This window comes from Rhizobium sp. No.120, assembly GCF_054558365.1.
Map to the genome: position 1 here is coordinate 199952 of NZ_BAAJNQ010000005.1, position 26370 is coordinate 226321.

The window sequence follows — 26370 nt, forward strand, 5'->3', positions numbered from 1 at the left end:
GCTCCTATGCTGCGTTGACGAGATCGCTGACGGTCTGACGAAGCGCCAGGATGCCGCTGTCGAAATGGCGTGTCGGATGGATGCGGTTGGTAAGCAAAGTCCAGGCGCGGCCGTTTTCGAAATCGACCCAGAGGGCCACACCGGTAAAGCCGGTATGCCCGATCGTGCCCAGCGAGCAGAGAGCGCCGCCGTGCCAACCGTCATGGGGCCGTTCCCAGCCATGGGTGCGCGTCGCCGAAAGCGGCTGGCGCATCAGGGCGATCGACTGTGCAGATGCGCCGCTACCATCGAGTAGGCCTTTGGCGAAATCGAGGATTGCGTCAGCCGTTCCAAAGAGCCCGGCATGACCGGCACCCTGCAGCGCGGAGCAGTTGTCGTCATGGACTTCGCCCGACAGGACGCGATGGCGCCAGGTGCAGTCCTCCGTTGCTGCGGCCAATTCCGGCGGCGCGGAGAAGGCAAATCCCGATCCCGGATCCATGGCGCGGATTGTCTTTCCATTCAGCCGCTCCAGCACGAAGCCGAGCAGGATGAAGTTGATATCGGAATAGACGGGCAGACCGGCGCGCCATTCGCGCTGCAGGATGAAGGCGCGCAGAAGCTCTGGATCGCGGCCATAGGTGTAGATAGGCTCGACTGCCGGAAACGGCGTCTGATGACCGAGGCATTGGCGGAACGTCACCTTCCGTTCCCATGCTTCGGCACTGTATTGACGCAGGTCAGGCAGAAGCGTCGTCAGGGGGGCATCGAGATCGATCGTGCCGGCCTCTGCCAGAGCAAGAATACGCGGCGTGGTGAAAATGACTTTTGTGAGGGATGCAAGGTCGAACCAGGTATCTGGAAGCATCGGTCTGACATCAGGCACCTTCTGTGCCGAACCGACGGCGCGGACCTGCCTGATACCGTCGAGATCGACCATGCCAAGCACACCGCCAGGGATGCGCGCCGCCGCAACCGATTGCTCGATCGGCGCGAAGGCCCGATCGAAACGCTCCTGAAATTGCATGCTCCCCCCTACGGCCATCTCGCCTCTCCTCGACCCGCTCAGGCTTCTGCCAGCGCGATGTGATCCGGCGCAAAGCGGCGCCACTCAGGAACGGCCGGTTCGAAGCCCAAGGGGCGCACCAGGGACGGAACCTGGCGGGTGTCGAGCGTGAAGACTTCCCTGCGCCGCGCTACCGTCGGAACCGCCGCGATCAACCGCCTGGTATAGGAATGCTTGGGTTCCGACAAGACCGAGGCGGCATCGCCGATCTCGACGATTTGCCCGGCATAGATCACTGCGATGCGATGGGCGATGCGCTCCACAACCGCCATGTCGTGCGAGATGAACAGATAGGCGAGCCCGTATTCGCGCTGGAGTTCGATCAGCAATTCGAGAACCTGTGCCTGAACGGAAACGTCAAGTGCCGAAACTGCTTCGTCAAGCACCAGCACGGATGGATTGAGCATCAGGGCACGCGCGATGCAAAGCCGCTGACGCTGGCCGCCGGAAAATTCGTGCGGATAGCGCTCCAGGGCATTTTCCGGCAAGCCCACGCGCTTGAGCAGCATGACCATACGCTCGCGGGTTCCGGCAGAAACCCGCGCGCCCGCGGCGATCACCGGTTCGGCAAGAATGCTATCGATGCGCAGTCTCGGATTGAGCGAAGCGTATGGGTTCTGGAAAACCATTTGCACCGCGCTGGTGCGATCCGCCGCCTTGCCGCTATTCGTCGTAAAGGTGCCGCGGGTCGATTTCACCAATCCGAGGATCGCACGGGCTGTGGTGGATTTACCCGATCCGCTCTCGCCGACGATCGCCAGCGTCTCGCCCGGCATCAGGTCGAAACCGACGGCTTCGACGGCATGAACGGCGCCGCTCGACCGCCGAAGGAGGCCGCCCTTGACCGGAAAACGGACGGTCAGCCCCTCCACCTCCAGGGCGGGCCTGGATGCAGCCCCGTTGCGATGGAAATCACTGCGCGCCGCCTGTCCGGACGAAAAATGGGGAACCGAATGCAGCAGATGGCGGGTATAGGGATGGGTTGGATGATCGAGGATTTGATTAAGCTCGCCCGGCTCAACCGCCTCCCCAGCCTGCATCACCATCACCTTGTCGGCAATGCCGGCAACGAGGCCGATATCGTGCGTGATGAAGATCATCGACATGCCGGTCTCGCGCTTCAATTCGGCGAGCAGTGCCATGATCTGCGCCTGCACGGTGACATCGAGCGCCGTCGTAGGCTCATCGGCAATCAATAGACGAGGATTGCAGGCAAGGGCCGTTGCGATCATCACGCGCTGGAGCATGCCGCCGGAAAGCTGGTTCGGGCAATAGGTCAACCGCCGCGCCGCGTCCGGAATGCGCACGCGATCCAAGGCGTCCCTGGCTGCTGCTTTCGCCTGCTTGCCGGTTAGGCCGCGATGCAGCCGGAAGGATTCCTCGATCTGCGTCCCGATGGTCAGAACCGGATTGAGAGAGGTCATCGGCTCCTGGAAGATCATGCCGATCTCGGCACCACGGATCTTCGTCAGTTCCGCTTCGCTCGCCTTGGTTAGATCGAGGATGCTGTTGTCGGCACGCTTGAGGCGGATCGAGCCGCCGGTAATCCGGCCGCCACCGAAATCGACAAGGCGATTGATTGACAGTGCTGTTACGGACTTGCCCGAACCGCTCTCGCCGACGATCGCCAGGGTTTCGCCGGCATCAAGATCGAAGCTGATGCCGCGCACGATGGGATTGGCTTCAGGGTTGCGCCCGAAGCCGACGCTGAGATCGGAGACGGAGAGAAGCGGTGTCATACTGTCGCCCTCCGCATCTTCGGATCAAGGATATCGCGCAGGGCATCGCCGAGCAGGTTGAAGCCGAGAATAGAGATCATGATTGCCACGCCGGGGAAGATCAGCAGCCAGGGTGCCGTCTCCATGAGATTGCGGCTGTCGCTCAGCATCAGACCCAAAGAGGAGGCCGGTGGCTGTGTTCCCAGGCCGAGGAAGCTCAGCCCCGCCTCTGTCAGCAGCGACCAGGCAAGCGCCAGCGTCACCTGCACGGTCAAGGGTGCGACGAGATTGAGCAACAGATGCCGCGTCAGGATGTAGAAACGGCTGCTGCCGAAAGTGCGGGCTGCATCGACAAAATCGCGCCCTTTCAGCGAAAGGGCCGGGCCGCGAACGACGCGGGTAAAGATCGGCGTATAGACGATCGCGATTGCGGCAACGCTGGTCCAGGTGCCAGGCCCGACGATGGCGATGATCAGGAGCGCTAGCAGAATCGCCGGGAAGGCTAAAAGCACATCCATTGTGCGCATGATGACGCCATCCCAGCGCTTGCCGGACCAGGCCGCCGTCAGGCCAAGCAGCGTGCCCAGAAAGGTTGCAACCGCAACGGAGAAGAAGGCGACGGTGAAGGATTCTCCGACACCGTGCATCAGACGACTTGCCACGTCGCGGCCGAAGAGGTCCGTGCCCATCCAGTATGTGAGGCTCGGCGCATGCAGCCTGTCGATCCGATTCTGCGTTAGTGGATCGTGCGGGGTCACACCGAGCGTACCGAGGATGGCAAGCAGGACGTAGATCAAGACGATGATACCGCCGATCCGGCCGCTCATGTGCCCGAAGATGGCTTTGACGATGCGCATCAACCTTCTCCCAGTCGAACGCGCGGATCGAGCGCGACATAGGCGAGATCGACAAGCAGATTGACGATCAGGAAATTGAAGGCAATGAACAGCACGCTGCCCTGTACCAGCGCATAGTCGCGCTGCAGGATGGCATCGAGCACCATGCGCCCGAGCCCCGGCAGAGCATAGATCTGCTCGACCAGCACGGCACCACCGAGCAGGTATCCGAATTCAACGCCGCTCAGCGTCACAACCGGGATCAATGCGTTCGGCAGGGCATGCCGCCAGACGACACCGCGTGCCGGCACGCCGCGGCTACGGGCCGTACGCACATAATCATCGCTCAAGACATCGAGCATGGCGGAACGCACGACACGCGTCACCGAAGCAGCAAAGGCGAAACCGAGCGTCAATGCGGGCAGGATCATTTGTCCGAGATTTTCGAGCGGGTTTTCCCAAAGAGGGGTGAAGGCACCCATGGTCGGCAGCACGCCGAAGCCGGCCGACAAGGCATAGATTAGCAGCAGTCCGAGAACGAAGTTCGGCGTCGACTGCCCGATCATGGCGACGATGCGCACGGCAAGATCGGACAGTTTTTCATTTCGCGTCGCGGCAAAGACGCCTGCCGGCAGGCCGATGGCAAGCGCGATCACCATGGAGAGTAAGGCAAGTTCGAGCGTCAGCGGAAAGCGCTCCAGAATGATATCGAGCACCGGCTTGCCATAGGTAACGGATATGCCCAGATTGCCCTGGAATACGCCGAGCAGCCAATGCCAATACTGGACAGGCCAGGGCTGGTCGATGCCGAAATAGGCAGTAAGGGCCTGCCGCTGTTCCGGCGTCAGCAGGCCCGCATTGGTTCCGAGCATCGCCGTGATCGCATCGCCCGGCACCAGCCGGATGGCGACGAAGACGAAGATGGACACACCCAGCATGATCAGCGGGAATGTCGTCAGCCGGCGCGTCAGATACGACATTATAGTTCCTCTAGAGCAATTTCAGCTAAGACGTGAACTTACGGCAGAAATTGCGTAAAAACAAAGAGATAGAGCACTTCCATGACGTCATTTGAAAGGAAAATGCTCTAGCTCCCGATCGTCGTTACTTGATCGAGACCTTGCTCAGACCGAACAGTGAACCGGTCGGCGTCGGAACGAAACCCTCGACGTTCTTCTGCTCGGCCGTGTAGCCGTAGGCCGTATAGAGCCAGATCCAGGGCGAGACTTCGGCAAGATGCTTTTCGAACTCGGCGAAGATTTCCTTGCGCTTGGCCGGATCGGTCTCGGCGCGGCCCTTCTGCATCAGGCTGTCGAGCGTATCGTCGATATAGTTGGCGACCTTCTGCAGGTTGCCGGTCTTGGTCCAGTAACGGTTGTACATCGAATAGGGGTCGGCACTGCCGCCATTGAGCGCGACAGCCATGTCGAAATTGCCCTTGAGCCAGGTGTCGACATAGACGTTGAGTTCCATCACCTTGATGTCGAGCTTGATGCCGATTTCGGCGAGCTGCGACTGAATGACCTGCGCCTCGGCCGTGGCGGTCGGCGGCTCGCCGGTTGCGGCGATCACAGTCGCCGAAAAGCCGTTGGCAAAGCCGGCATCGGCCATCAGCTTCTTCGCCTTGGCGACATCGCGCGTGTAGCAGAAGAGCTTGCTGGGGTCGGTCGCATAGAGCGGCATCGTCAGTGGCCCCGTCACCTTGCCTTCGCCGAGCGCTGCCGTATCCATCACGTCCTTGCGGTCGATGGCGCATGAGATCGCCTGGCGCACGGCCAGCTGATCCATCGGCTTGCGTGAGGGATTGAGCTGCAGAACGTTGTAGGAGAGGATCGGCGTGCGGGTGAGCTGCAGCTTCGGCTCCTTCGGCACCAGCGTTGCCACGAGCGGATCGTTCAGCAGCGCAAAATCGATCTGACCGGTGCGCAGGGAAGCAAGGATCGCGGTTTCATCCGGCAGCACGCTGATGTTGATGCCATCGACGCCGGTCGCGCCGCCCGCCCAATCCTTATTGGCGCTCAAGACTTCCTTGGAGTTCGGAGCCCAACTATCGAGCTTGAAAGGCCCGGAACCGATCGCCTTCGTGCCGATGGTGCCGGCGGTGATTTCGCTGGCCGGCACGACGGCAGCATTGAGGCTCGTCATGGCCGTCAGAAGCGGAACGTCGGGCTGTGACAGGTTGAAAACGACGGTATTGGCATCGGGCGTATCGATGCTCGCGATCGACAGGAAGTTCGCGCGGGCGACAGCGCCGGTCGCCTGATCGAGAATGCGCTGGAAAGAGGCCTTGACGTCGGCCGACGTGACAGCTGCGCCGTTCTGGAATTTGGCTTTTGCGTTGAGCTTGAAGGTCAACTGCTTGCCGTCGGCCGAGAACTGCCAGCTCTCGGCGACACCGGGCACGATCTGCAGATTGCCATCGAGGCGAACGAGCGGCTCATAGATCAGTTCCAGCAGGCGGATGGAGGAGAAGGCGGTCTGCTTATGCGGATCAAGGCCGGTTGCGTCCTGCGACCATGCCATGCGCAACGTCGCTGCCTCCACGGGCATTGCAACCGTCGCCAGACCGATCCCCACGGCCAGCGCCACGCCCGAAATCAGCTTCTTTCCAAAATTCCCTTCCACTTTCAGTCCTCCAAATTTTTTAAATGTCCCCGGCCGATTTTGGCCCATTGATTGCCGTCGCGGCATGCCGCGATGGTTGTCTCAAGCAGTCCTGGCGTTGATGGCCTTGCGCAGGAATCCATCAGCGTTTTGCAATGCCGTGCGGGCTTCTTCAATGCCCATCCCGGTAATTTCCATGAGAATGGCAAGCTTGACGTCATTGCCGGTCAGATCGAGCACGCGGCGTGCTTCCTGCTGCGTGCAGCCTGTCGCCTGCATGACGATGCGCGAGGCGCGCGCCACCAGCTTCTTGTTGCTGGCGCTGACGTCGACCATCAGGTTCTGATAGCTTTTGCCGATGCGGATCATGCTTGCCGTCGTCAGCATGTTGAGGATGAGTTTCTGCGCCGTGCCGGATTTCAGCCGTGTCGAGCCGGTCAGGATTTCCGGGCCAACAACGGGCGAGATCGCCAGATCGGCAATGCCGGCGATGATGGAATTCGGATTGCACGATAGAGCGACCGTGAAGGCGCCAATGCTCTTGGCGTAGTTCAGGCCACCGATCACATAGGGCGTGCGGCCGCTGACGGCGATGCCGACGACCACATCATCCTTGGTCAGATTGATCTCTTCCAGCGCCTGGCGCCCCTGCGCCGGATCGTCCTCCGCTCCCTCGATCGAGCGCCGCAGCGCATCGGGGCCGCCAGCGATCAGGCCTATGACCATATCCGGTGGCACGCTGAAGGTCGGCGGGCATTCAGAAGCGTCGAGAACGCCGAGACGGCCGCTGGTACCGGCGCCCATATAGATCAGCCGGCCACCCTTCTGGAAGGCAACAACGATCTGATTGACGGCGGCGGCAATCGCCGGGATCACTTTTTCGACGGCGACCGGCACCGTCTGATCTTCATAATTGATTTCACGCAGGATATCGAAGGTCGGCAAGAGATCGATATGCATCGTATTCGGATTGCGCCCTTCGGAAACCAACTGCTCCAGTTCGGATATCAACGTCTGCTCTGTCATGGGCCTGCTCGCGAAATAACGCTTCGATATCAATAACTCGCAATGGCAAGTTCGATCACTTTAATATCGAACACACCGCAGCAAGGATCGGCTTTCAGTCAGACGGCCGATCAAAATCAGCCTGGGCTCGGACGGCCTTTTTCGGCTTCGCTCCCCACCCACTCCCTGTTTACCTTGGTTAACACTATTTCTGATTATTCCTTTCGTCAATCTATTAAGGAATAAAATATTCCATTTTGATCGTGCGAAATTTAGCCCTCCAGTGATCCCTCGTTAGCTTTGGCAATTGCCCGTCTTGCCAGAATGATCGCACCGGATACGGCGTCACCGTCGATGGGCTTCAGGCGACGGCGCACATCGGGGGCAAGCCAAGGCTCGAGCGGACTTGCGAGACCGCCGAGCAAGCAGACACGCGGCGCACCTTTTTCGAACAGGGTGCGAACCAGCGTATCGACATGGCCGGCCGCACTTTGCACAATCCGCCGTGCGACGGCATCGCCCTGATCGGCATGGCGCAGGACCATCGGTGCGAGAGCCGCATAATCCGTCGCCGATGCCCGGTCCATCCAGGCGACTGCCTCCATCGGATCGTTCTGAAAGCGCTGCATGATTTCGGCCAGCAATGCGGTCTTCTGTTCGCGGCCGTCATGGGCACGCAGCCCAAGCTGCACCGCCTTCAATCCGAGATAGGCGCCACTACCCTCATCCGAAATCGGAAAACCATAGCCACCGACCCGCAATTGCCGTCCTTCGACGAGGCCGAGACCGATCGAGCCCGTCCCAGCAATGACGATGGCACCATCGCGACCGGAATGCGCGCCGAGGCAGGCCCCCTCGCCGTCGCTGATAAAGTGGATACTGGCAAAGGGGTGTTCGATCGCCTTCAGTGCGGCAAGGGCGCCCCTGCGGCCGATCCCGGCCAACCCGACACCGACATGGATGCGGCCCATGTCTGCGGCGGCGAGCCCCGCCTCCTCGATAGCTGCATCGAAGGCGCGCGAAATCGATGCCCATGCTTCGGGAATGCCAAGACGGGTCGTTGCCGGCCCGGACAATCCCTGCCCTAAAACCGTGCCTTGGGCATCCTCGATGCGCGCCCGGCAACCGGTGCCGCCGCCATCAATGCCGAGGAAATAGGGAGCGTTTTCCAATGCGGCGGTCATGACGTCAGCCGTTCGATATCGGCGCCGCAGAGACGCAGCTTGCGATCGAGCTGCTCATAGCCGCGATCAAGATGATAGACGCGGTTGACGATGGTTTCGCCCTTGGACACGAGGGCGGCGAGAACCAGCGACACGGACGCCCTGAGGTCCGTAGCCATCACCTGCGCACCCTTGAGCGGCGCACCGCCGCGCACCAGTGCCGTCGTGCCCTGCAGGGTGATGTTGGCGCCGAGCCGCGTCAGCTCCGGTACATGCATGAAACGGTTTTCGAATACCGTCTCCCGGATCAGCGATGCGCCTTCTGCACAGCAGGCCAGAGCCATGAACTGTGCCTGTAGATCCGTCGGGAAGCCGGGATAGGGTTCGGTGGTGATATCGGTTCCCTTGAGCGGGCCGTCTCTAGAGACGACGAGGCCTCGGTCGCTGGGCCAGACGCTGACACCCATGGCTTCGAGCGCCTGGACGACCGAAGCCAGATTTTCCAACCGCGCATGAATGAGCTCGAGCTGGCCGCCGGTGATCGCCGCCGCCACTGCATAGGTGCCGGCCTCGATGCGGTCGGAAATGCCGTGATGCTTGGCGGGACGCCAGTCGGTGTCACCATCGATGAGGATGCGATGGGTCCCCGCCCCTTCGATGCGCGCCCCCATGGCGCAAAGGCAGGCCGCGAGATCAGCCACCTCCGGCTCGCGGGCAGCATTCAGGATTTCGGTCTCGCCCTTGGCAGCACAGGCGGCCATCATCGCCGTTTCCGTCGCGCCGACGGATGGCGAACTCAGCACGATCCGCGCACCCTTCAGCCCATTCGGCGCCGAGGCGACGATCAGGCCGCTTTCGATCGCGATGTCGGCGCCCAAAGTCGCCAGTGCCTTGATATGCATATCGACGGGCCGGGCTCCGATGGCGCAGCCGCCCGGAAGGGAAACACGCGCATGGCCGAAGCGGGCTAGCAGCGGCGCCAGCACAAGAACGGTCGCCCGCATGCGCCTGACCGTATCGTAGGACGTCTCTTTCGAGACGATCTCGCTCGCATCGATCGTGGTGACATGCGGCCCGCGAGTGATTTTGGCGCCGTGCAGCGCAATAACTCCGAGCATGTTCTCGACGTCGCTGACGGCGGGCAGGTTCGTGAGCTCCAGCGGATGCGGGCTCAAAAGGGCTGCGGCGATCTGCGGCAAGGCGGCGTTCTTGGCACCCGCGATGGTCACCGCGCCCTGCAACCGTCTGCCGCCGGAGATGCGAAGTCTGTCCATGATGAAAATCCGTCGAGGAAAAGGTAAGGACGCCACGAGTCCTTCACGCGCTCCTTCAAAGACTAATCGGCCATTCCAGAGTGTCAACCAGATTTGGAATTTTTTATTCCAACCTGCTGTGATAACATCCGATCGCACAAAGCGAGATTGCCGAGCTTGAACCGGATGCTATTTTGGGTGCGCTCGTGTCGGTGGGTAAAGCGGCCTTGATGGCTCGAAGGGACAAATGTCGATCTTAAGGAAAATCAGCGCGCAGCTCGAAACCATGGCTCCCGCCGATCGTCAGATCGGACAGTTCATCGTCGATAATCCCGACCAGATGCTGCGGCTGTCCTCAGCAGCACTCGCGGTCGAAACCGGCCGCAGCCAGTCGAGCGTCGTCAAGTTCAGCCAGAAGCTCGGCTATGCCGGCTATCAGGAATTGAAGCTTGCCGTCAGCGAGGCCAAGGCGCAGGAATGGCAGGCGCCGGCCGGCATGATCCACGGCACGATCGAAGTAGGCGACGGCTATCTTACGATCCTTCAGAAGCTGCTAGGCAGCAAGATGCAGGCCATGCAGCAGACCATTTCCGTCAACAACGAAGCCGATATCGAAAAAGCGCTCGAGGCGCTTCATGATGCAAGGCGCATCCATCTGGCCGGCGTCGGCGCCTCGTCGCTGGTGGCGCGCGATTTTTCTTACAAGCTGATGAAGCTCGGCCGTAACGTGCTGCATGACAGCGACAGCCATGTGCAGATGGCCAATGCGTCGACGCTTGGGCCTGACGACCTGCTCTTTGCACTGTCCTATTCCGGCGCCAGCATTGAGACGCTGCGGATTGCGGAGCTGGCAAGCCAGCGCCAGGCGACCGTCATTGCGGTCACCGGACTGCAGGACAACCCGCTTTCCCGCGTCGCCGATATCTGCCTCCATACCGTCGGCGATGAAGATCGCGTCCGCTCGTCGGCCATTACCGCCCGCGATGCACAGCTAATGCTGACTGATCTTCTGTTCATTCTCCTCATGCAGCGTCAGCCCGACGCCAACGACTATGTCCATAATAGCGAAACGGCCGTTTCCGTGCTGAAAGCCAAGCGTCTTTCATAAGATCGCGCGCCGGTAACTAAGCTGTGACGGCCACCACCCTGTACGGTGGTGATTTCGGGACGTAGCTTGGCGATCCAAGCAAATCATACCGGAGACATCCCATGGACCTTGGCCTCAAGGATAAAGTCGTTCTGATCACGGGCGGCTCGAAGGGCATCGGCTATGCCTGTGCTGGACTCTTCCTGCAGGAAGGCGCCCGAGTTGCAATCTGCTCACGCTCGCAGTCCAATATCGATGCTGCTCTTTCCAGGCTTCCGGATGCGCGTGGCTATGCCGCCGACCTGATCTCCGACGAGCAGGCACTTGCCGTGGTGAACAAAGTCGAGTCCGACATCGGCCCGATCGACATCCTCGTCAACAGCGCGGGCGCTGCGGCGCGCACGCCGGCGGATGAGTTGACGCCCGCCATCTGGCGTGCCGCCATGGACGCGAAGTTCTTTTCATATATCAACGTGATCGATCCCGTCATTAAACACATGGGCGCGCGCGGCACGGGCGCCGTCATCAATATCATCGGCAACGGCGGCAAGATCGCCTCGCCCGTCCACCTGGCAGGCGGTTCGGCCAACGCCGCCCTGATGCTTGCAAGCGTCGGGCTTGCCAACGCCTATGCCGGCAAGGGGGTGCGTGTCATCGGCCTCAATCCTGGCCTCACCGAAACGGATCGCGTTGCTGAAGGCCTGAAGGCGGCGGCGAAGATCTCAGGCTCGACCGAGGAGGAAGCGCTTGCCGAGGCACTGAAGCGTATTCCGCTCGGCCGCATGGCCGATCCCACCGACATAGCCAATGTCGTCGCCTTCCTCAGCTCGGCCAAAGCAGGCTACGTCACCGGCGTTGTGATCAGTATGGACGGCGCGCAGATGCCGGTCGTCGTTTGACCGGGGATCGGCGGCTCTAGGCCGCCGCCTTCCAGTCCAGCCCGATATCGAGCGTCGGTGCGCTATGCGTCAGCCAGCCGACGGAGATGAGATCGACGCCGGTAGCGGCGATTGCGGAAGCCGTCGCCGGCGTGATGCGGCCGGATGCTTCGGTGATCGCCCGGCCGCCGACAATATCTACTGCCTCGCGCAACTGATCCGGTGTCATATTATCGAGCAACACGGCGTCGACGCCCTCCTGCATCGCTTCGCGAAGCTGCTCCAGCGTATCCACCTCGACCTCGATCTTGACCATATGGCCCACACCGGCCTTGGCACGACGGATGGCTTCAGTGATGCCACCGGCAATAGCGACGTGATTGTCTTTGATCAGCACGGCGTCATAGAGCGCGAAGCGATGGTTCATGCCGCCGCCGGCGCGCACGGCGTATTTTTCCAGCGCCCGGAGACCCGGCGTCGTCTTGCGCGTGCAGACGATCGAGGCCTTCGTGCCGGCGATCGCCTCGACGATGCTACCGGTCACGGAGGCGATACCAGAGAGATGGCCAAGGAAATTGAGCGCGGTGCGTTCCGCTGTCAGCAGGCCGCGGGATGGCCCTTCGATCATCGCGATGACCTCGCCGGCATCAACCTTCGTACCGTCGGGCACGTGACGGGTCATGACGATAGCGGGATCGACCAACTGGAAGGCCAGCTCGGAGGCATCGAGGCCCGCGACAACGCCCGGCTGGCGGGTGACCATAGCAACGCGGGACCGATGTTCAGCTGGAATAACGGCCGTGGATGTGACGTCGCCGGCGAGGCCAAGATCTTCGACCAATGCATTGCGCACCAATGGCTCGACGATTAGGCGCGAGAGGGGAGCAAGCATCATGTCAGGCACTCCTTGCCATCGAATAGGGAACGACGGACCGGGCGATATCAAGGGCGTCGGTGAGATACATCGTGCGGCGCTGCGCGTGCTGCAGTTTCAGCGGAAAATCCGTGCGGGCATGAGCGCCGCGAGATTCCATCCGGAGATTTGCGAAAACGGCGATCAGCAGGCCCACTATCGCCGGGTCGGTCGCCGGACCTTCGCTCTCGCAAAGCGGCAGAAGTGCTGCGATCGCGCCATGAATGGCGCCAGCATTGCGCAGCACGCCAAGATGCCGCGAGACGATCGGCCGAACGAGCGTCGGATCTGGCACGAATGTTTCGGGGAAATGTTTCGGCAACTTAGCGGAGCTTGAATTCGTGCTGGCGATATCGCGCGCCGCTCGCATGCCCATGACCGCAGCCTCCAACAGGGAGTTGCTGGCAAGGCGGTTGGCGCCATGCAGCCCAGTGGAAGCCGCCTCGCCTACCACCCATAGGCCGGGAACCGAACTGCGGCCGTTCTCGTCGGTCGCAACGCCGCCCATGTGGTAGTGGACGGCCGGCCGCACCGGAATGAGATCACTCGCGGGATCCACACCCGCGTCGTTGCAAAGGGCTTCGATCACCGGAAAGCGGCTGCCAAAGCGGTTGCCGAGCGCAGCTCGCGCATCGAGAAATACCCGGCCGCCGCGTGCGATTTGCGCGCTGATGGCGCGCGCGACGACATCGCGCGGCGCAAGTTCGGCACCTTCGACGTCAGCCATGAAGCGCTCACCGCTTTCATTGACGAGAAGCGCGCCCTCCCCGCGGACGGCTTCGCTGACAAGCGCCAGCGGACGACGGCGGCTGTCGAGCGCCGTCGGATGAAATTGCACGAACTCCATATCGGCAAGCCGTGCCCCGACCCGTGCGGCGAGCACAATCCCCTGCCCGAAATTGCCGACCGGATTGGTCGTGGCATCGAACAGACCGCCGATACCGCCCGTGGCGAGAACGATGCGCGAGGACGGCAGCACAACACTGTCCTTATCGTTCAGGCACAGAAGGCCGGCGACGCGATCCCCATCCAGCAGCAGCCTCTGCGCCTGATAGCCCTCGAGCACCGTGATCGACGGCGTGCGGGCGACCGCCTCGGCGAGCGCGCGGACGATGGCGGCACCCGACCCATCGCCCTTGGAGTGCACGATACGTCGAAGCGAATGGGCAGCTTCGAGGCCGAGGGACAATTCCCCGGCATCGTTGCGGTCGAACTCGACACCGAAATGCTCCAGCGCCGCGATGGCGGCAGGGGCTTCGGCAACGATCCTTGCCGCGACCTTTGCATCGCAAAGTCCATCGCCAGCAGCAAGCGTATCGGCAAGATGCAGGGCCGCACTGTCGCCCTCGCCCATGCTGGCAGCGATGCCACCCTGCGCCCAGGCGCTCGATGTCTCCGCACCGATCAGGGCGCGGGTAACAATGATCGTCGGCTGAGGCGCCAGCGTCAGCGCCGTCACCAATCCCGCGAGGCCGCTGCCGACGATGACGACGCGGCCGCTCAAGTCTTCACGAATCTCGCTCATATCGCCAGCATCCTTTCCACTGCGCTTCGGGCATCTGCGGCAATTGCCGGGTCAATGGTCACCTCATGCCGTCTCTCTTCCAAGGCCTTGCGGATATTGCCAAGCGTGATGCGCTTCATGTGCGGGCAGAGAGTGCACGGGCGGATGAATTCCACATCCGGATGATGCACGGCGACATTGTCGCTCATCGAACATTCGGTGAGTAGCACCACGCGCGATGGACGTTTCTTGCCGACATAGTCGGACATGACCGCCGTCGAGCCGGCGAAGTCCGCCGCCTCGACGACATCGGGTGGGCATTCCGGATGGGCCAATACGGTCACGCCGGGATAATTCTCGCGGAGTTGGCGTATATCGTCCGCGGTGAAGAGTTCGTGAACCTCGCAATGCCCATGCCAGGCGATGAGCTCGACATTGGTTTCGCGTGCGACGTTGCGTGCCAGATATTCATCCGGCAGCATCAGCACCTTCGGCACGCCGAGCGATTCCACCACTTGCCGGGCATTGCCCGAGGTGCAGCAGATATCGGAAGCCGCCTTCACGGCTGCCGACGTATTGACGTAGGTGACGACCGGAACTCCCGGATGGGCTTGCCGCAGCAGTGCGATATCTTCCGGTGTGATCGATTCCGCGAGGGAGCAACCGGCCTCCATGTCGGGGATCAGAACCGTCTTTTCCGGGTTCAACAACTTCGCGGTCTCGGCCATGAAATGCACGCCGGCAAGGACGATGATATCGGCGTCTACTTCGACCGCCTTACGGGCAAGCGCGAGACTGTCGCCGACGATATCGGCAACGCCATGGAAGATTTCCGGCGTCTGATAGTTGTGTGCGAGAATGACGGCATTGTGCCGCCGCTTCAATTCGAGGATCGCCTCGACGTCATCCTGAAACATCAGCCATTCGGCTTTCGGGATGACGCGGCGGACACGATCATAGAGGGAGGATGCGGATATGGGAAGATTCATGGCCGGCTCCTAATTTATACTCATTTTGAGCATATCATGAACAAATAGATATTCTCGAAATGAGTATATGTCAATTGCGGGAGAGGGGTAATTTGGTTCCGGCGAATTCACGCTCTTCAAGGACGGAACGGCGGAAGCGGAAAAGCTTTGCGGGACGGCCGCCCGTCTCGCTTTCTGTCCCCCCGGTCTCTTCGACCAGTTCCTGCTGCTCGATCAGCCGACGGAAGTTCTGTTTATGCAGGGTCAGGCCTGCCAGCGCCTCCACGGTTTTCTGCAATTGCAGAAGCGTGAAATTTTCGGGCATGAGTTCGAAGACGACCGGACGATATTTGATCTTGGCTCTGAGCCGCGCCATGCCCGTCGCGAGGATACGGCGATGATCGGCAAACATCGACCTGCCGAAATTGTGCTTGAGATCGCAGCCCGCCTCGGCGACGAGACGTGCCTCATAGAGCAGTTCATAACGCTGCAGGACAAGATCCTCGTTCCACGCCGCACCATTCAGCCCGAAGTCGAAGTCGGCCCGCCGGCGGCGCTGCCCCCTGCGCATCGCGTCCTCCTCGATCCAGGATGTGAGCCGAGCGGCGATATCGTCCAGCATCGGCGGTCGCCCGCCCCGATGATCCTCCCAGGGGAAATATTCGTACCAGCCGTGCCAGCCAGGCATGCCGCCGCCGGGGGCCGCCTGCTCGCGCACCAGCCCAAGATAGCTGATCGAAATCGTACGGCCGCCGAGAATGTCATTGTTGCGATCCCGATCGGCAAAGGTATAGAGCTGCTCAAGATAGCCGACTGGGTGAGCCGTCTGCTCCTGAACCCATTCGCGCAACCCGCTTTGCAGCGTGCGATGCCCAAGCTCGAACGGACCGGATGGCAAGGCGTCGCCCGACCGCACCGTCATCACCCTTGGATCGCCGCCCGTAACGGCCGTCAGAACCGCGATCAACTCGGCATGCGCAAGCCCGATGGTCAAGCGAACTCCATGAATTACTTCCCTGTAACGTTGTCGCATGAAGCGAAGCGCAAGCCAATGCGGGTGCTGGCGTGCTCCACACCTCAAGGGTTGCCTGAAGAGCTGAAATGTCCAATTCGGGACATAAAAGCCAGCCGCAGCCCACCAGCAGCGGCGAGATTGCGTCGCCCCATGTGAATTACAGCAAGCCGATCATCAGGAATTGCAATCCCTACGATGGCAGCAGATTTCTGCCCGCTTCGGTGAGGACCACAAAGCCTTGCTCTCGTTCAACAAGGCCAAGATCTACCGCATCCTCCCAGATGGACAACCTGGGACAACTCGTCCGCCATGCATCCATGACCTCGTGATAAGGTCGGGGACCAGCTTTCAGGAAAATCAGGAGATCAATGACGAGGGTATTGGGCGCTTCCAAGATCACCTCCCTGAGTGGTGAAATAAAAATATACAGCCTCAGACCTTCATTGCTATGATGCGCTCGATGAGTTTCTGCCGTCAACTAGGTTACCCGTTTCCTCGTGATTGGCGGCAATATTGCCCCTTGGCTGCCGCCGCAGCCAATCCAACTGGCCTACTCCGTCGTATTTTTCGATCTAACGGCTCACATAATCCGGATGTTGCTCGCAAATAAGATCGACAATCGACAAGGTGCCCGACAAATGCTTGCGCAGAGCTGCGACGGCGGCCTCCGCATCGGCCGAGCTGATAGCATCGACCACGGCCTGATGATCGACAATGATTTGTTCGAGTTTGCCTGGCATTGGCAGATTGAGCATGCGCAGCCGGTCGAGATGCACGCTCTGGCGTCGGACGGTGGACCAGAGACCAAGAATGCCGGCTCGCTCATAGAGAACGCGATGGAAATCCTTGTCGAGCATATCGAAGAGGTCATAGGTTTCCTGCGACGCCACATGCTTTTGACGGGCCAGGATACCTTCCAGTATTGCCGCGGTTTCTGCAGGTGATTCGGCAGCCAGCCTGCGGACCGCCTCCAGTTCGATCGACAATCGCAGGAAATGCGCCTCCGTCGCGTTGCGGATATCGATCCTCGCAACGACAGTCGCATATTGCGGATAGACCTCCACCAGCCCCTCCTCTTCAAGCCGGATCAGGGCATCGCGCACGGGGGTCTGACTGACATTGAATTCGCTTTGCAGCGAGATGCGCGACAAGACCGTCGTTGGCGGCAGGCTCATCGAAAGAATGCGCGATCGCAGGATCTCGAGAATCTGAGGCGCGACTTGGCGGGAGCGATCGAGGGCAAATTCTTTCGGATTGAGCTTCACTGGCGGCCTTTCTGGTCAAGAGCGTCTACTTATTAAGCACAATTCAGGGCTTGATGCACTGATACATTAGTGCTTTAGTGGATCGGCGCCAACCTCGTTTCTCAAGGGTTGGATCAATCGGGAGGAGCAAATGAGAGGATTTCTTCGCTGTCTGACTGCGGTCGGCATGGTGATTGCGGGCAGCTTTTCAGCCGGAGCAGCCGAAAAGACGGATATTTCGATCACGCGCCAGCCCGGCATTCTCTATCTCGCCAGTCACGTCATGGAGACGCAGAAGCTGATCGAGAAGCATGCGGCAGCCGATGGCCTTCAGGGCGTCAAGGTGGAATGGCGCACCTTCAGCGGCGGCGGCGCGCAGACCGACGCACTGCTGTCCGGCAACGTCGACATCGTCAACACCGGCACCGGCAATCTCCTGCTGCTTTGGGACCGCACCAGAGGCAAGGTCAAGGGCATCGTCACCAATTCGGCCCAGCCCGTCATCATGGTTTCGCGCGATCCGCGCATCCAGTCGTTGAAGGATATTCAGGCGGGCGACAAGATCGCCGTGCCGACGGTCGGCGTCTCCACGCAGGCAATCCTCTTACAGATGGCCGCAGCGCAAATGTATGGCGCCGACCAGGTGCACAAGTTCGACGCCAATACGGTGCAGCTTGGCCATCCTGATGCGATGGCAGCCCTTGCCAACCAGACCCATGAGGTCAAGAACCACTTCTCCGCCCCGCCCTTCCAATATCTCGAGCTGAAGCAGCCGGGCGTTCACAAGGTCATCGATTCTCGCGACATCATCGGCGGCGAACTGACCCAAGGCACCTTCTTCACCACCACCCAGTTCGCAACCGCCAACCCGACGATCATCAAGGCGGTGCGCGAGGCAACGGCTGAAGCGATCGACTTCATCAAGAAGGATCCGAAATCGGCCGTGGAAGCCTACAAGACCGTCAGCGGCGACAAGACCAGCATCGAGGACCTTTTGGCGATCCTGAACGAGCCGCACATGATGGAGTTCCGCATGGATCCGCAGGGAACCATGAAGTTCGCGGCTCATCTCCACAAGATCGGTACGCTGAAGACCATGCCCAAGGCCTGGACCGACTATTACCTGCCGGAAGCCGCCGATCTCAATGGCAACTGATGCCGCGGGCGGCGCGAATGCCGCCTTCAAGCTACCCCACGGAGAAGGCTCATGCTTCAGGCAAAAACGCGTGCTGACATGCCGATGACGGAAACAATGACTGCGACACCGCTTCTGAATGTCGACAAGGTAACGCTTCGCTACAAGACGCCGAACCTGCTCATCACTGCGACGGAAAACGTCAGTTTTTCGGTCGCCCAGTCCGACCGCTTCGTCCTCCTGGGACCTTCCGGCTGCGGAAAATCGACCCTGCTGAAAGCGATCGGCGGCTATATGACACCGACCGCTGGCCGCATCGAGATCAAGGGACAACCGGTCAGGAAGCCGGGCGCCGACCGCATGATGGTCTTCCAGGAATTCGACCAGCTGTTGCCCTGGAAGACGGTGCTGGAAAACGTCATGTTCCCGCTGACGACGGCCCGCCGCCTGCCGCGCAGCGAAGCCCAAGCCATCGCCCGCGATTATATCGAAAAGGTCAAGCTCACCCGTGCCGTCGACACCTATCCGCACATGCTGTCAGGCGGCATGAAACAGCGTGTCGCGATTGCCCGCGGCATGGCGATGCAGCCCGATATTCTGCTGATGGACGAGCCCTTCGCAGCGCTCGATGCCCTTACCCGCCGGCAGATGCAGGATGAGCTCCTCCAGCTCTGGGAAGATACCCGTTTCACCGTCATCTTCGTGACGCACTCGATCGCCGAGGCGATCAAGATTTCCAACCGTATCCTTTTGCTGTCGCCGCACCCCGGCCGCGTCAAGGCCGAAGTGCGCGATGTGGAAGCCGTACGTGACGACCCTGCCGCCGCCGCGAAACTGGAGCAGGAGATCCACCACATGCTGTTTGCCGAGCAGGGACACAGGGAGTAAACCATGAGCGCGCCACAGATCATCCTCGCTCCACAGACAACGGAAGCAGCCGGCCATATCGCAGCTGTCGAGCAGAAGCTTGGCACGATCGAGCTCCTCTGGCAGTCGGGCCTATTCCGCAAGTCATTGCTGATCGTTATCCTTGCCGTCATATGGGAGGCCTATGCCCGGCATCTCGACAATCCGCTGCTGTTTCCGACGCTGAGCGATACGCTGACGGCGCTTTACGACCGTTTCGCCGACGGCGTACTGCCGGCCCGCATCTGGACCACGCTGAAGATACTGGTGACGGGCTACATCTCGGGAACGGTGCTCGCCGCCGTACTGACGGTCGTTGCAATCAATACCCGCATCGGCACCGATTTCCTCGAAACCATGACGGCGATGTTCAATCCGCTGCCGGCCATCTCGCTCTTGCCGCTCGCCCTCATCTGGTTCGGGCTGGGACCGGCAAGCCTCGTCTTCGTGCTCATACATTCCGTCCTCTGGGCCGTCGCTCTGAACACGCACGCAGGCTTTCTCGGCGTCTCGCGCACCTTGCGCATGGTCGGCGCCAATTATGGGCTGACGGGTCTTTCCTATGTCTTCCGCATCCTGATCCCCGCCGCCTTCCCATCGATCCTGACCGGCCTGAAGATCGGCTGGGCCTTTTCCTGGCGCACGCTGATCGCCGCCGAGCTTGTCTTCGGCGTCTCTTCCGGCCAGGGCGGCCTCGGCTGGTTCATCTTCGAAAACCGCAATCTTCTCGATATCCCCGCAGTCTTTGCCGGCCTGCTGACTGTGATCGTCATCGGGCTTATTGTCGAAAACCTGGTCTTCCAGACCATCGAGCGGCGCACCCTGCTAAAATGGGGTATGAAGGAATGATGCGGCGCACGGATTTATCCCTTCGACCAACATTCGAATACAAGGCGTAAATACAATGAATAGCAGGAAGAAGCCCCAGGACTTGCGCAGCGCCAGATGGTTTGCGCCTGATGATCTGAGAAGCTCGGGGCATCGCTCACGCACCATGCAGATGGGCTATGCGCCCGAAGAATGGGCGGACAAGCCCGTTATCGCCATCCTCAACACCTGGTCCGACGCCAATCCGTGTCATGCCCATTTCAAGCATCGCGTCGAGGACGTCAAACGCGGCATCCTGCAGGCCGGCGGCTTTCCGCTCGAACTGCCGGCACTGTCGCTGTCGGAAAGCTATGTGAAACCGACGACCATGCTCTATCGCAACATGCTGGCGATGGAAACAGAAGAGCTTTTGCGCTCGCATCCGGTCGACGGCGCCGTGCTAATGGGCGGCTGCGACAAGACCACGCCTGGCCTCGTGATGGGCGCGCTTTCCATGGGGCTGCCGATGATCTATCTGCCGGCCGGCCCGATGCTGCGCGGCAATTACCGTGGCGAATATCTGGGCTCAGGCTCCGATGCCTGGAAATTCTGGGATGAGCGCCGCGCCGGCACCATCTCGGAGAAGGAATGGGTCGATGTCGAGGCCGGTATTGCCCGCTCCTACGGTCACTGCATGACCATGGGCACGGCAAGCACGATGACTGCGATCGCCGAGGCGCTGGGCCTCACTCTGCCGGGCGCGAGTTCGATCCCTGCCCCGGACGCCAATCATATCCGCATGTCCTCGGCCGTCGGCCGGCGCATCGTCGAGATGGTTTGGGAAGATCTCGTCCCCTCGAAGATCGTCACGCTGGCCGCCGTCAACAATGCCGTCGCCGTCGCGATGGCGACGGGCTGTTCCACCAATGCCGTCGTCCATCTGATCGCGATGGCACGCCGCGCCGGCGTCAAGCTTTCGCTCGACGATCTCGATGAGGCCGGGCGCACGACGCCGGTGCTTGCCAATATCCGGCCGACGGGCAAAGCATATCTCATGGAGGATTTCTACTATGCCGGCGGCCTGCGTGCGCTGATGGCGAAGCTCTCCTCGAAGCTCGATCTCTCGGCGCTGACAGTCTCCGGTGTCACCCTCGGCGAAACGTTGGAGGGGGCGAAATGCTACAATGACGACGTGATCCGCTCGCTCGACAATCCGGTCTATCATGAGGGGTCGCTTGCGGTGCTGAAGGGCAATCTTGCACCGACCGGCGCCGTCATCAAGCCCGCCGCCTGCGATCCGCGCTTCCACAAGCACCAGGGACCGGCGCTGGTCTTCGACAGCTATCCGGAGATGAAGGCGGCGGTCGACAACGAGGATCTCGACATCACGCCCGACCACGTCATGGTGCTGCGCGGTGCCGGCCCGCAAGGCGGCCCCGGTATGCCCGAATGGGGCATGCTGCCGATCCCGAAGGCGCTTCTGAAGAAAGGGCACAGGGATATGCTCCGCCTCTCCGATGCCCGCATGAGCGGTACCAGCTACGGCGCCTGCATTCTGCACGTCTCGCCGGAATCGCATGTCGGTGGACCGCTGGCGCTGCTGCGCAACGGCGATATCGTCCGCCTCGATCTCGAAGCGCGGCGCATCGACATGCTTGTCGACGAGGACGAGCTGCAGCGGCGGCGCGACGCATGGGTCAAGCCTGCGGAAAAATTCGGCCGCGGCTATGGCTGGATGTTCTCGCGCCATGTGGCGCAGGCCGATACCGGCTGCGATTTCGACTTCCTGGAAACCGGCTTCGGCCCGACACCGGGCGAACCCGACATCTATTGATCACGAGGGATATATCGCATGAGCAATTATGTGCTGAGCAATGAGACGCGCGACAAGCTGATGGGCGTCGCAACACCGACGATCGCCACCGCACTTTTCCGGCGCGGCCTGCGCAACCAGTTCATTCAGGATGTGCGGCCGCTCTCGCCGAAGAAGGCGAACATGGTCGGCCAGGCCTTCACGTTGCGCTATATTCCGGCGCGCGAAGACCTGAATACGCTCGAAGTCTTCCGCAACCCCGAGCATCCGCAACGCGCCGCCGTCGAGCAGTGCCCGCCCGGATTCGTGCTCGTCATGGATAGCCGCAAGGATGCGCGCGCTGCCTCGGCAGGCTCCATCCTCGTTTCGCGGCTGCAGGTGCGTGGCGTGGCCGGTGTCGTTACCGATGGCGGATTCCGCGACAGCCCGGAAATCGCCGCCCTCGACATCCCCTCCTATCATCACCGCCCGTCCGCGCCGACGAACCTGACGCTGCATCAGGCCATCGAAATCAACGGCCCGATCGGCTGCGGCGATGTCGCGGTTTTCCCCGGCGACGTTCTCGTCGGCGACAATGAGGGCGTCATCGTTATTCCGGCGCATCTCGCCGACGAGATTGCCACAGAGACCGTGGAAATGACGGCCTATGAGGATTTCGTTACCGAAGAGGTCATGAACGGCGCCACCATCATCGGCCTCTACCCGGCGACCAGCGACGCCCCGAAACAGAAGTTCGCGGAATGGCGGAAGCAGAGGGGTCGATAAGGCTACATCAGGTGACGCAGCCGACGGATGCGGCCGGCTGCGGTTCCCTCATTGCTCTTCCTTGACTAGCTTCAAAACGAGCTGCTGAAGATTGCCGCCATCGCTGAATTCGACCCTATCGAAATCGCTGTTGCGCTGCCGTTCCCTGTTGGAAATCTCACCGAGCCGCTTGGTCAGTTCCACGCGTATCTTGCTGCATTTCGGGTCGTCGGGCACGGAAAAGCCGACACTCATGGCTTCGATTTCCTTGACCATGTCCTTGATGAAGCCGCCATGCACCCGCTCGTGGGCTTCGACCCCGGCGATGAACTTCTGCCAACTTTTGCGGGCCGATGGCGGCAATTGCGCCGAAGGTTTCGGCAATGTGTAGGTGATGATCAGCTTCGGTATGTTGACCGTGATCTTGCAGGCGCCGTCCGGCTGCAGCTCATATTTCCGCGTCCAGGTCAGCTTGAAATCGGTATGGGCAATCGCCCTCACCTTGGGTCCGAGCAACGGACCGCGCTCGCCGATTGAATCGTAGAGCTCGCGCCCCGATGTGCCGGCAATCGCGTAGGTCTTGGTCGTCTCGACCGCCTGCCACTCGGCATGGGCGGCCATCGGCAAAGAGGCAATGCACGTCACCGCTACCAGTAATCGAATGTCTGCTTTCACGAACGTCCCCTGCATGCCCCACTCAAGCGCGGCAAAGCTACCGGGTGACCTCAGCCATTTCAATGAGCATCGAGCGTCAGAATGCCGAAGCCGACAGCAATAGCTCTTCGGCATCCTCTCGCTCCATCTCGAAGACTCTCTTGCCGACGGCGAAGCTGAAACCGTTGCGGGCGAAGGCGGATAATTCCTTTGCCTTGCGCTTCTCATCGAGATCGCAGCGCCGGAACGGGCCGAAACCACGCTTCCTGGCAAAGATGACGGCGGAATGGAGATCGTCGACCTCCTCCACGGCCGCAACGACGGTTTCGCCAGCAATGCCTTTGGACGCGAGCTTGAAGGCGATGGCTTTCTTCGATTTGCCGGAACGAACTGCCGAGCGTGTGCTGATTTCGGCAAAAGCGACGTCGTCGAGGACTTTCAGTTCGTAAGCGAATTTAACGGCGAAATCAGCAAGCGTCTTGATCTGTGCGTCGCTGATATCCTCGAACTTCTGCTTGGCTTTTTTGGCAATCGCGTCGAACAGCTCCTTTTCCGTCATCATCCGGCGCTCGAGGCGATAGATGGTGGAGTTGCGTGCCCAGGAAAGCATGCGGCTTGTCAGCGTTTCATCCATGAAGGCAAGCATTCGGCGAGAGAAGAATCATCACGGAGAATTTTACGCAAGCCAGGCCACTCAGGCAATGAATGCGCTTGGTAATCATGGGATGATTGGTTATGCTCATTTTGCGGCCAAGGCGGTAAAACGCCGAGCGTCGAACCCCATCGACGGTGGAGGCCGTCTCAAGCACCACATTGCTATGGATCACGGAGCCTGCGGCTTTCCCGACAGCTTTGCCGATCGGGGGCCAGCGCTGCGTTCAGAGGAGGCAGGAATGGATTATCGCAAGCTCGGCCCAAGCGGGGCCGTTGTCACGGCCTATTGCCTTGGCACCATGACTTTCGGCGCGGAAGCAGACGAGGCCGCGTCGCATAGGCTTCTCGACGATTATTTCGCATGGGGCGGCAACTTCATCGACACCGCCGATGTCTATAGCGCCGGCAAGTCAGAAGAGATCATCGGCCGCTGGTTGAAAGCTCGTCCAACAGAGGCGCGCCAGGCCGTGATCGCCACCAAGGGCCGTTTCCCGATGGGCAACGGACCGAACGATCTCGGCCTGTCTCGCCGTCATCTGGGTCAAGCCCTGGATGACTCGCTGCGTCGTCTCGGCATCGAGCATATCGATCTCTATCAGATGCATGCCTGGGATGCCCTGACCCCAATTGAGGAGACGTTGCGGTTTCTCGACGATGCCGTGCGCGCCGGCAAAATCGGCTATTACGGCTTCTCCAACTATGTCGGCTGGCACATCGCCAAGGCCGTCGAGATTGCCAAGGCCCGCGGCTATACGCGGCCGGTGACGCTGCAGCCGCAATATAATCTGCTCGTTCGCGATATCGAACTTGAAATCGTTGATGCCTGCCTCGATGCCGGCATGGGCCTGCTTCCCTGGTCGCCGCTCGGCGGCGGCTGGCTAACCGGCAAATACAGGCGCGACGAAATGCCGACCGGCGCCACAAGACTTGGCGAAAACCCTAACCGCGGCAGCGAATCCTTTGCTCCACGCAATGCGCAGGAGCGAACCTGGGCAATCATTGCCGTTGTGGAGGAGATCGCCAGGACACGAGATGTGACCATGGCACAGGTAGCGCTTGCCTGGACGGCAGCACGCCCGGCGGTAACGTCAGTCATTCTCGGCGCTCGCACGCCCCAACAGCTTGCCGACAATCTTGGCGCCGCCAAGTTGACGCTCTCGGAGGCGGAGATGGATCGGCTGAACGAGGTCAGCGCGCCGCAACCCGCAGGCTATCCTTATGGCGAAAGCGGCCGGAACCAGCGCCATCGCAAGATCGAGGGTGGCCGTTAAGTTGCACCCGGCGGCGGAGCATTGGCCTGCTTCGCCGCCATTGTTTGGATCGCCTGCCGCGTCAGACGAGCGGCGGGTTCAGTCTGGCGAAGCCTTCCTGACGCCGATAGGGAAAATAGGGATAGGGTGCCGTCACCTCACTGACCTTATCCAGCCTTTCGATCTGCTCGTTCGACAGCGTCCAGCCGACCGCGCCGAGATTCTGCCGCAGCTGCTCTTCGTTGCGCGCGCCGATGATCACGCTTGCGACCGTCGGCCGGCTCAGGAGCCAGTTGATCGCGATCTGCGGAACGCTCTTTCCGGTCTCGCCGGCGATCTCATCCAGCACATCGACGATATCGAACAGCCTCTCGTCATCGACGGGCGGCCCGAAAGACGCAGTCTCATGCAAGCGGCTCTTTTCCGGCAATGGCTGTCCGCGACGGATCTTGCCGGTAAGCCTGCCCCATGCCAGCGGACTCCAGACCAGGGCGCCGACGTTCTGGTCATGACCCAGGGGCATCAGCTCCCATTCGTAATCGCGGCCGGCGAGCGAATAATAGACCTGATGGGCGACATGGCGTGGGTAGCCGTGCTTCTCGGAGATCGCGAGCGATTTCATCAGCTCCCAGCCGGCGAAGTTGGAAGCACCGATGTAGCGGATCTTTCCCGCCTTCACCAGGCCATCGAGTGTGGAAAGCGTTTCCTCAATAGGTGTCGAGGCGTCGAAAGCATGCAGTTGCAATAGATCGATGTAATCGGTCCCGAGCCGGCGCAAGGCAGCGTCGACCGATCTGATCAGTCGCGAACGCGAGCTCCCCCAATCAGCCGGTCCATCGCCCATCGGCAGTGCTGTCTTGGTCGAGATCAGCACGGCATCCCGCCTGCCCTGGATCGCCTGACCAAGCACCTCCTCCGATGCGCCTGCCGAATAGACATCGGCCGTATCGAAGAGATTGACGCCGGCCTCCAGGCAGATGTCGACCAGGCGCCGCGCTTCCGCCGCATCCGTCGAGCCCCAGGCGCTGAAGAGAGGGCCGCTGCCGGCAAATGTGCCGGCGCCGAAACTGAGAACCGGAACGCGTAAGCCGGAAGCACCGAGATTTCTATATTCCATTGTCTATCTCCTATTGGTTCTTCAGATAGATAGACGCTCGGCCAAAGGTGATATAGA

Annotated in this window: 24 protein-coding genes; 8 read left to right on the forward strand and 16 right to left on the reverse strand. The window is 60.9% G+C overall.

The window, feature by feature from the left end; translation table 11 throughout:
* Positions 1 to 4: 4 nt before the first annotated feature.
* From ACYJRZ_RS17515 to murA, 8 genes are all read right to left on the reverse strand, one after another.
* Positions 5 to 1024 carry a serine hydrolase domain-containing protein gene (locus tag ACYJRZ_RS17515; RefSeq protein WP_459460976.1) on the reverse strand — a complete coding sequence of 340 codons (1020 nt, stop codon included), beginning with the start codon at positions 1022 to 1024 and terminating at the stop codon, positions 5 to 7.
* Positions 1025 to 1044: 20 nt separating this feature from the next.
* Positions 1045 to 2784: an ABC transporter ATP-binding protein gene (locus ACYJRZ_RS17520; RefSeq protein WP_459460978.1), complete on the reverse strand. Its 1740-nt coding sequence runs from the start codon at positions 2782 to 2784 to the stop codon at positions 1045 to 1047.
* Positions 2781 to 3620, reverse strand: coding sequence for an ABC transporter permease (locus ACYJRZ_RS17525; protein ID WP_459460980.1), 840 nt, complete (start codon positions 3618 to 3620; stop codon positions 2781 to 2783). Before ACYJRZ_RS17525 ends, ACYJRZ_RS17520 begins: the two co-directional genes overlap by 4 nt.
* Positions 3620 to 4579: an ABC transporter permease gene (locus ACYJRZ_RS17530; protein WP_459460982.1), complete on the reverse strand. Its 960-nt coding sequence runs from the start codon at positions 4577 to 4579 to the stop codon at positions 3620 to 3622. The genes ACYJRZ_RS17525 and ACYJRZ_RS17530 overlap by 1 nt, the downstream gene beginning before the upstream one ends.
* 124 nt (positions 4580 to 4703) lie before the next feature.
* On the reverse strand, positions 4704 to 6149 hold the full coding sequence (locus ACYJRZ_RS17535) for an ABC transporter substrate-binding protein (RefSeq protein WP_459461267.1): 1446 nt from the start codon (positions 6147 to 6149) through the stop codon (positions 4704 to 4706).
* Between the two features lie 156 nt (positions 6150 to 6305).
* A complete protein-coding gene (murQ, locus tag ACYJRZ_RS17540) occupies positions 6306 to 7229 on the reverse strand; it encodes an N-acetylmuramic acid 6-phosphate etherase (RefSeq protein WP_459460984.1) in 924 nt (307 codons plus the stop codon).
* Positions 7230 to 7480: 251 nt separating this feature from the next.
* Positions 7481 to 8392 (reverse strand): glucosamine kinase nucleotide-binding domain-containing protein, encoded by a 912-nt coding sequence (locus ACYJRZ_RS17545; protein ID WP_459460986.1) that lies wholly within the window; start codon positions 8390 to 8392, stop codon positions 7481 to 7483.
* Complete coding sequence (murA, locus tag ACYJRZ_RS17550) at positions 8389 to 9645, reverse strand: UDP-N-acetylglucosamine 1-carboxyvinyltransferase (RefSeq protein ID WP_459460988.1); 1257 nt, start codon at positions 9643 to 9645, stop codon at positions 8389 to 8391. The genes ACYJRZ_RS17545 and murA overlap by 4 nt, the downstream gene beginning before the upstream one ends.
* Before the next feature lie 226 nt (positions 9646 to 9871).
* Between murA and ACYJRZ_RS17555 the strand changes: the two genes are divergently transcribed.
* Together ACYJRZ_RS17555 and ACYJRZ_RS17560 are read left to right on the forward strand one after the other, a co-directional pair.
* Positions 9872 to 10732, forward strand: a complete 861-nt coding sequence (locus tag ACYJRZ_RS17555; RefSeq protein ID WP_459460990.1) for a MurR/RpiR family transcriptional regulator — start codon at positions 9872 to 9874, stop codon at positions 10730 to 10732.
* A gap of 101 nt (positions 10733 to 10833) precedes the next feature.
* Positions 10834 to 11610, forward strand: coding sequence for an SDR family oxidoreductase (locus tag ACYJRZ_RS17560; RefSeq protein WP_459460991.1), 777 nt, complete (start codon positions 10834 to 10836; stop codon positions 11608 to 11610).
* A gap of 16 nt (positions 11611 to 11626) precedes the next feature.
* Here ACYJRZ_RS17560 and nadC read toward each other — a convergent pair whose 3' ends face one another.
* The 5 genes from nadC to ACYJRZ_RS17585 all read right to left on the reverse strand — a co-directional run bounded on the left by nadC (position 11627) and on the right by ACYJRZ_RS17585 (position 17254).
* On the reverse strand, positions 11627 to 12484 hold the full coding sequence (gene nadC, locus ACYJRZ_RS17565) for a carboxylating nicotinate-nucleotide diphosphorylase (protein WP_459460993.1): 858 nt from the start codon (positions 12482 to 12484) through the stop codon (positions 11627 to 11629).
* Between the two features lies 1 nt (position 12485).
* On the reverse strand, positions 12486 to 14027 hold the full coding sequence (locus tag ACYJRZ_RS17570; protein WP_459460995.1) for an L-aspartate oxidase: 1542 nt from the start codon (positions 14025 to 14027) through the stop codon (positions 12486 to 12488).
* Positions 14024 to 14995: a quinolinate synthase NadA gene (nadA, locus tag ACYJRZ_RS17575; RefSeq protein ID WP_459460997.1), complete on the reverse strand. Its 972-nt coding sequence runs from the start codon at positions 14993 to 14995 to the stop codon at positions 14024 to 14026. The genes ACYJRZ_RS17570 and nadA overlap by 4 nt, the downstream gene beginning before the upstream one ends.
* Before the next feature lie 70 nt (positions 14996 to 15065).
* A complete protein-coding gene (locus ACYJRZ_RS17580) occupies positions 15066 to 15968 on the reverse strand; it encodes an NUDIX hydrolase (RefSeq protein WP_459460999.1) in 903 nt (300 codons plus the stop codon).
* A 593-nt stretch (positions 15969 to 16561) separates the two neighbouring features.
* Complete coding sequence (locus tag ACYJRZ_RS17585) at positions 16562 to 17254, reverse strand: GntR family transcriptional regulator (protein ID WP_459461001.1); 693 nt, start codon at positions 17252 to 17254, stop codon at positions 16562 to 16564.
* A 130-nt stretch (positions 17255 to 17384) separates the two neighbouring features.
* Between ACYJRZ_RS17585 and ACYJRZ_RS17590 the strand changes: the two genes are divergently transcribed.
* Genes ACYJRZ_RS17590 through ACYJRZ_RS17610 form a run of 5 tightly spaced genes read left to right on the forward strand, consistent with a single transcriptional unit; the run spans position 17385 to position 22659 of the window.
* On the forward strand, positions 17385 to 18389 hold the full coding sequence (locus tag ACYJRZ_RS17590) for an ABC transporter substrate-binding protein (RefSeq protein ID WP_459461003.1): 1005 nt from the start codon (positions 17385 to 17387) through the stop codon (positions 18387 to 18389).
* Between the two features lie 51 nt (positions 18390 to 18440).
* Positions 18441 to 19256: an ABC transporter ATP-binding protein gene (locus ACYJRZ_RS17595; RefSeq protein WP_459461005.1), complete on the forward strand. Its 816-nt coding sequence runs from the start codon at positions 18441 to 18443 to the stop codon at positions 19254 to 19256.
* Positions 19257 to 19259: 3 nt separating this feature from the next.
* On the forward strand, positions 19260 to 20123 hold the full coding sequence (locus tag ACYJRZ_RS17600; protein WP_459461007.1) for an ABC transporter permease: 864 nt from the start codon (positions 19260 to 19262) through the stop codon (positions 20121 to 20123).
* A gap of 55 nt (positions 20124 to 20178) precedes the next feature.
* Positions 20179 to 21915 carry an L-arabinonate dehydratase gene (gene araD, locus ACYJRZ_RS17605; protein WP_459461009.1) on the forward strand — a complete coding sequence of 579 codons (1737 nt, stop codon included), beginning with the start codon at positions 20179 to 20181 and terminating at the stop codon, positions 21913 to 21915.
* Between the two features lie 18 nt (positions 21916 to 21933).
* Positions 21934 to 22659, forward strand: a complete 726-nt coding sequence (locus ACYJRZ_RS17610; RefSeq protein WP_459461010.1) for a ribonuclease activity regulator RraA — start codon at positions 21934 to 21936, stop codon at positions 22657 to 22659.
* 48 nt (positions 22660 to 22707) lie between these two features.
* Here the strand turns inward: ACYJRZ_RS17610 and ACYJRZ_RS17615 are convergent, their stop codons facing one another.
* Positions 22708 to 23328 carry a DUF922 domain-containing Zn-dependent protease gene (locus ACYJRZ_RS17615; protein ID WP_459461012.1) on the reverse strand — a complete coding sequence of 207 codons (621 nt, stop codon included), beginning with the start codon at positions 23326 to 23328 and terminating at the stop codon, positions 22708 to 22710.
* A 61-nt stretch (positions 23329 to 23389) separates the two neighbouring features.
* The gene (gene recX / locus ACYJRZ_RS17620; RefSeq protein ID WP_459461014.1) at positions 23390 to 23926 is read right to left on the reverse strand and encodes a recombination regulator RecX; all 537 of its coding nucleotides are present in this window, start codon (positions 23924 to 23926) and stop codon (positions 23390 to 23392) included.
* A 259-nt stretch (positions 23927 to 24185) separates the two neighbouring features.
* On the opposite strand from recX, the gene ACYJRZ_RS17625 reads away from it, so the two are divergent.
* Positions 24186 to 25217: an aldo/keto reductase gene (locus ACYJRZ_RS17625; protein ID WP_459461016.1), complete on the forward strand. Its 1032-nt coding sequence runs from the start codon at positions 24186 to 24188 to the stop codon at positions 25215 to 25217.
* 61 nt (positions 25218 to 25278) lie between these two features.
* Here ACYJRZ_RS17625 and ACYJRZ_RS17630 read toward each other — a convergent pair whose 3' ends face one another.
* Entirely contained in the window at positions 25279 to 26313 is a 1035-nt protein-coding gene (locus ACYJRZ_RS17630) for an aldo/keto reductase (protein WP_459461018.1), read from the reverse strand.
* Positions 26314 to 26370 lie beyond the last annotated feature (57 nt).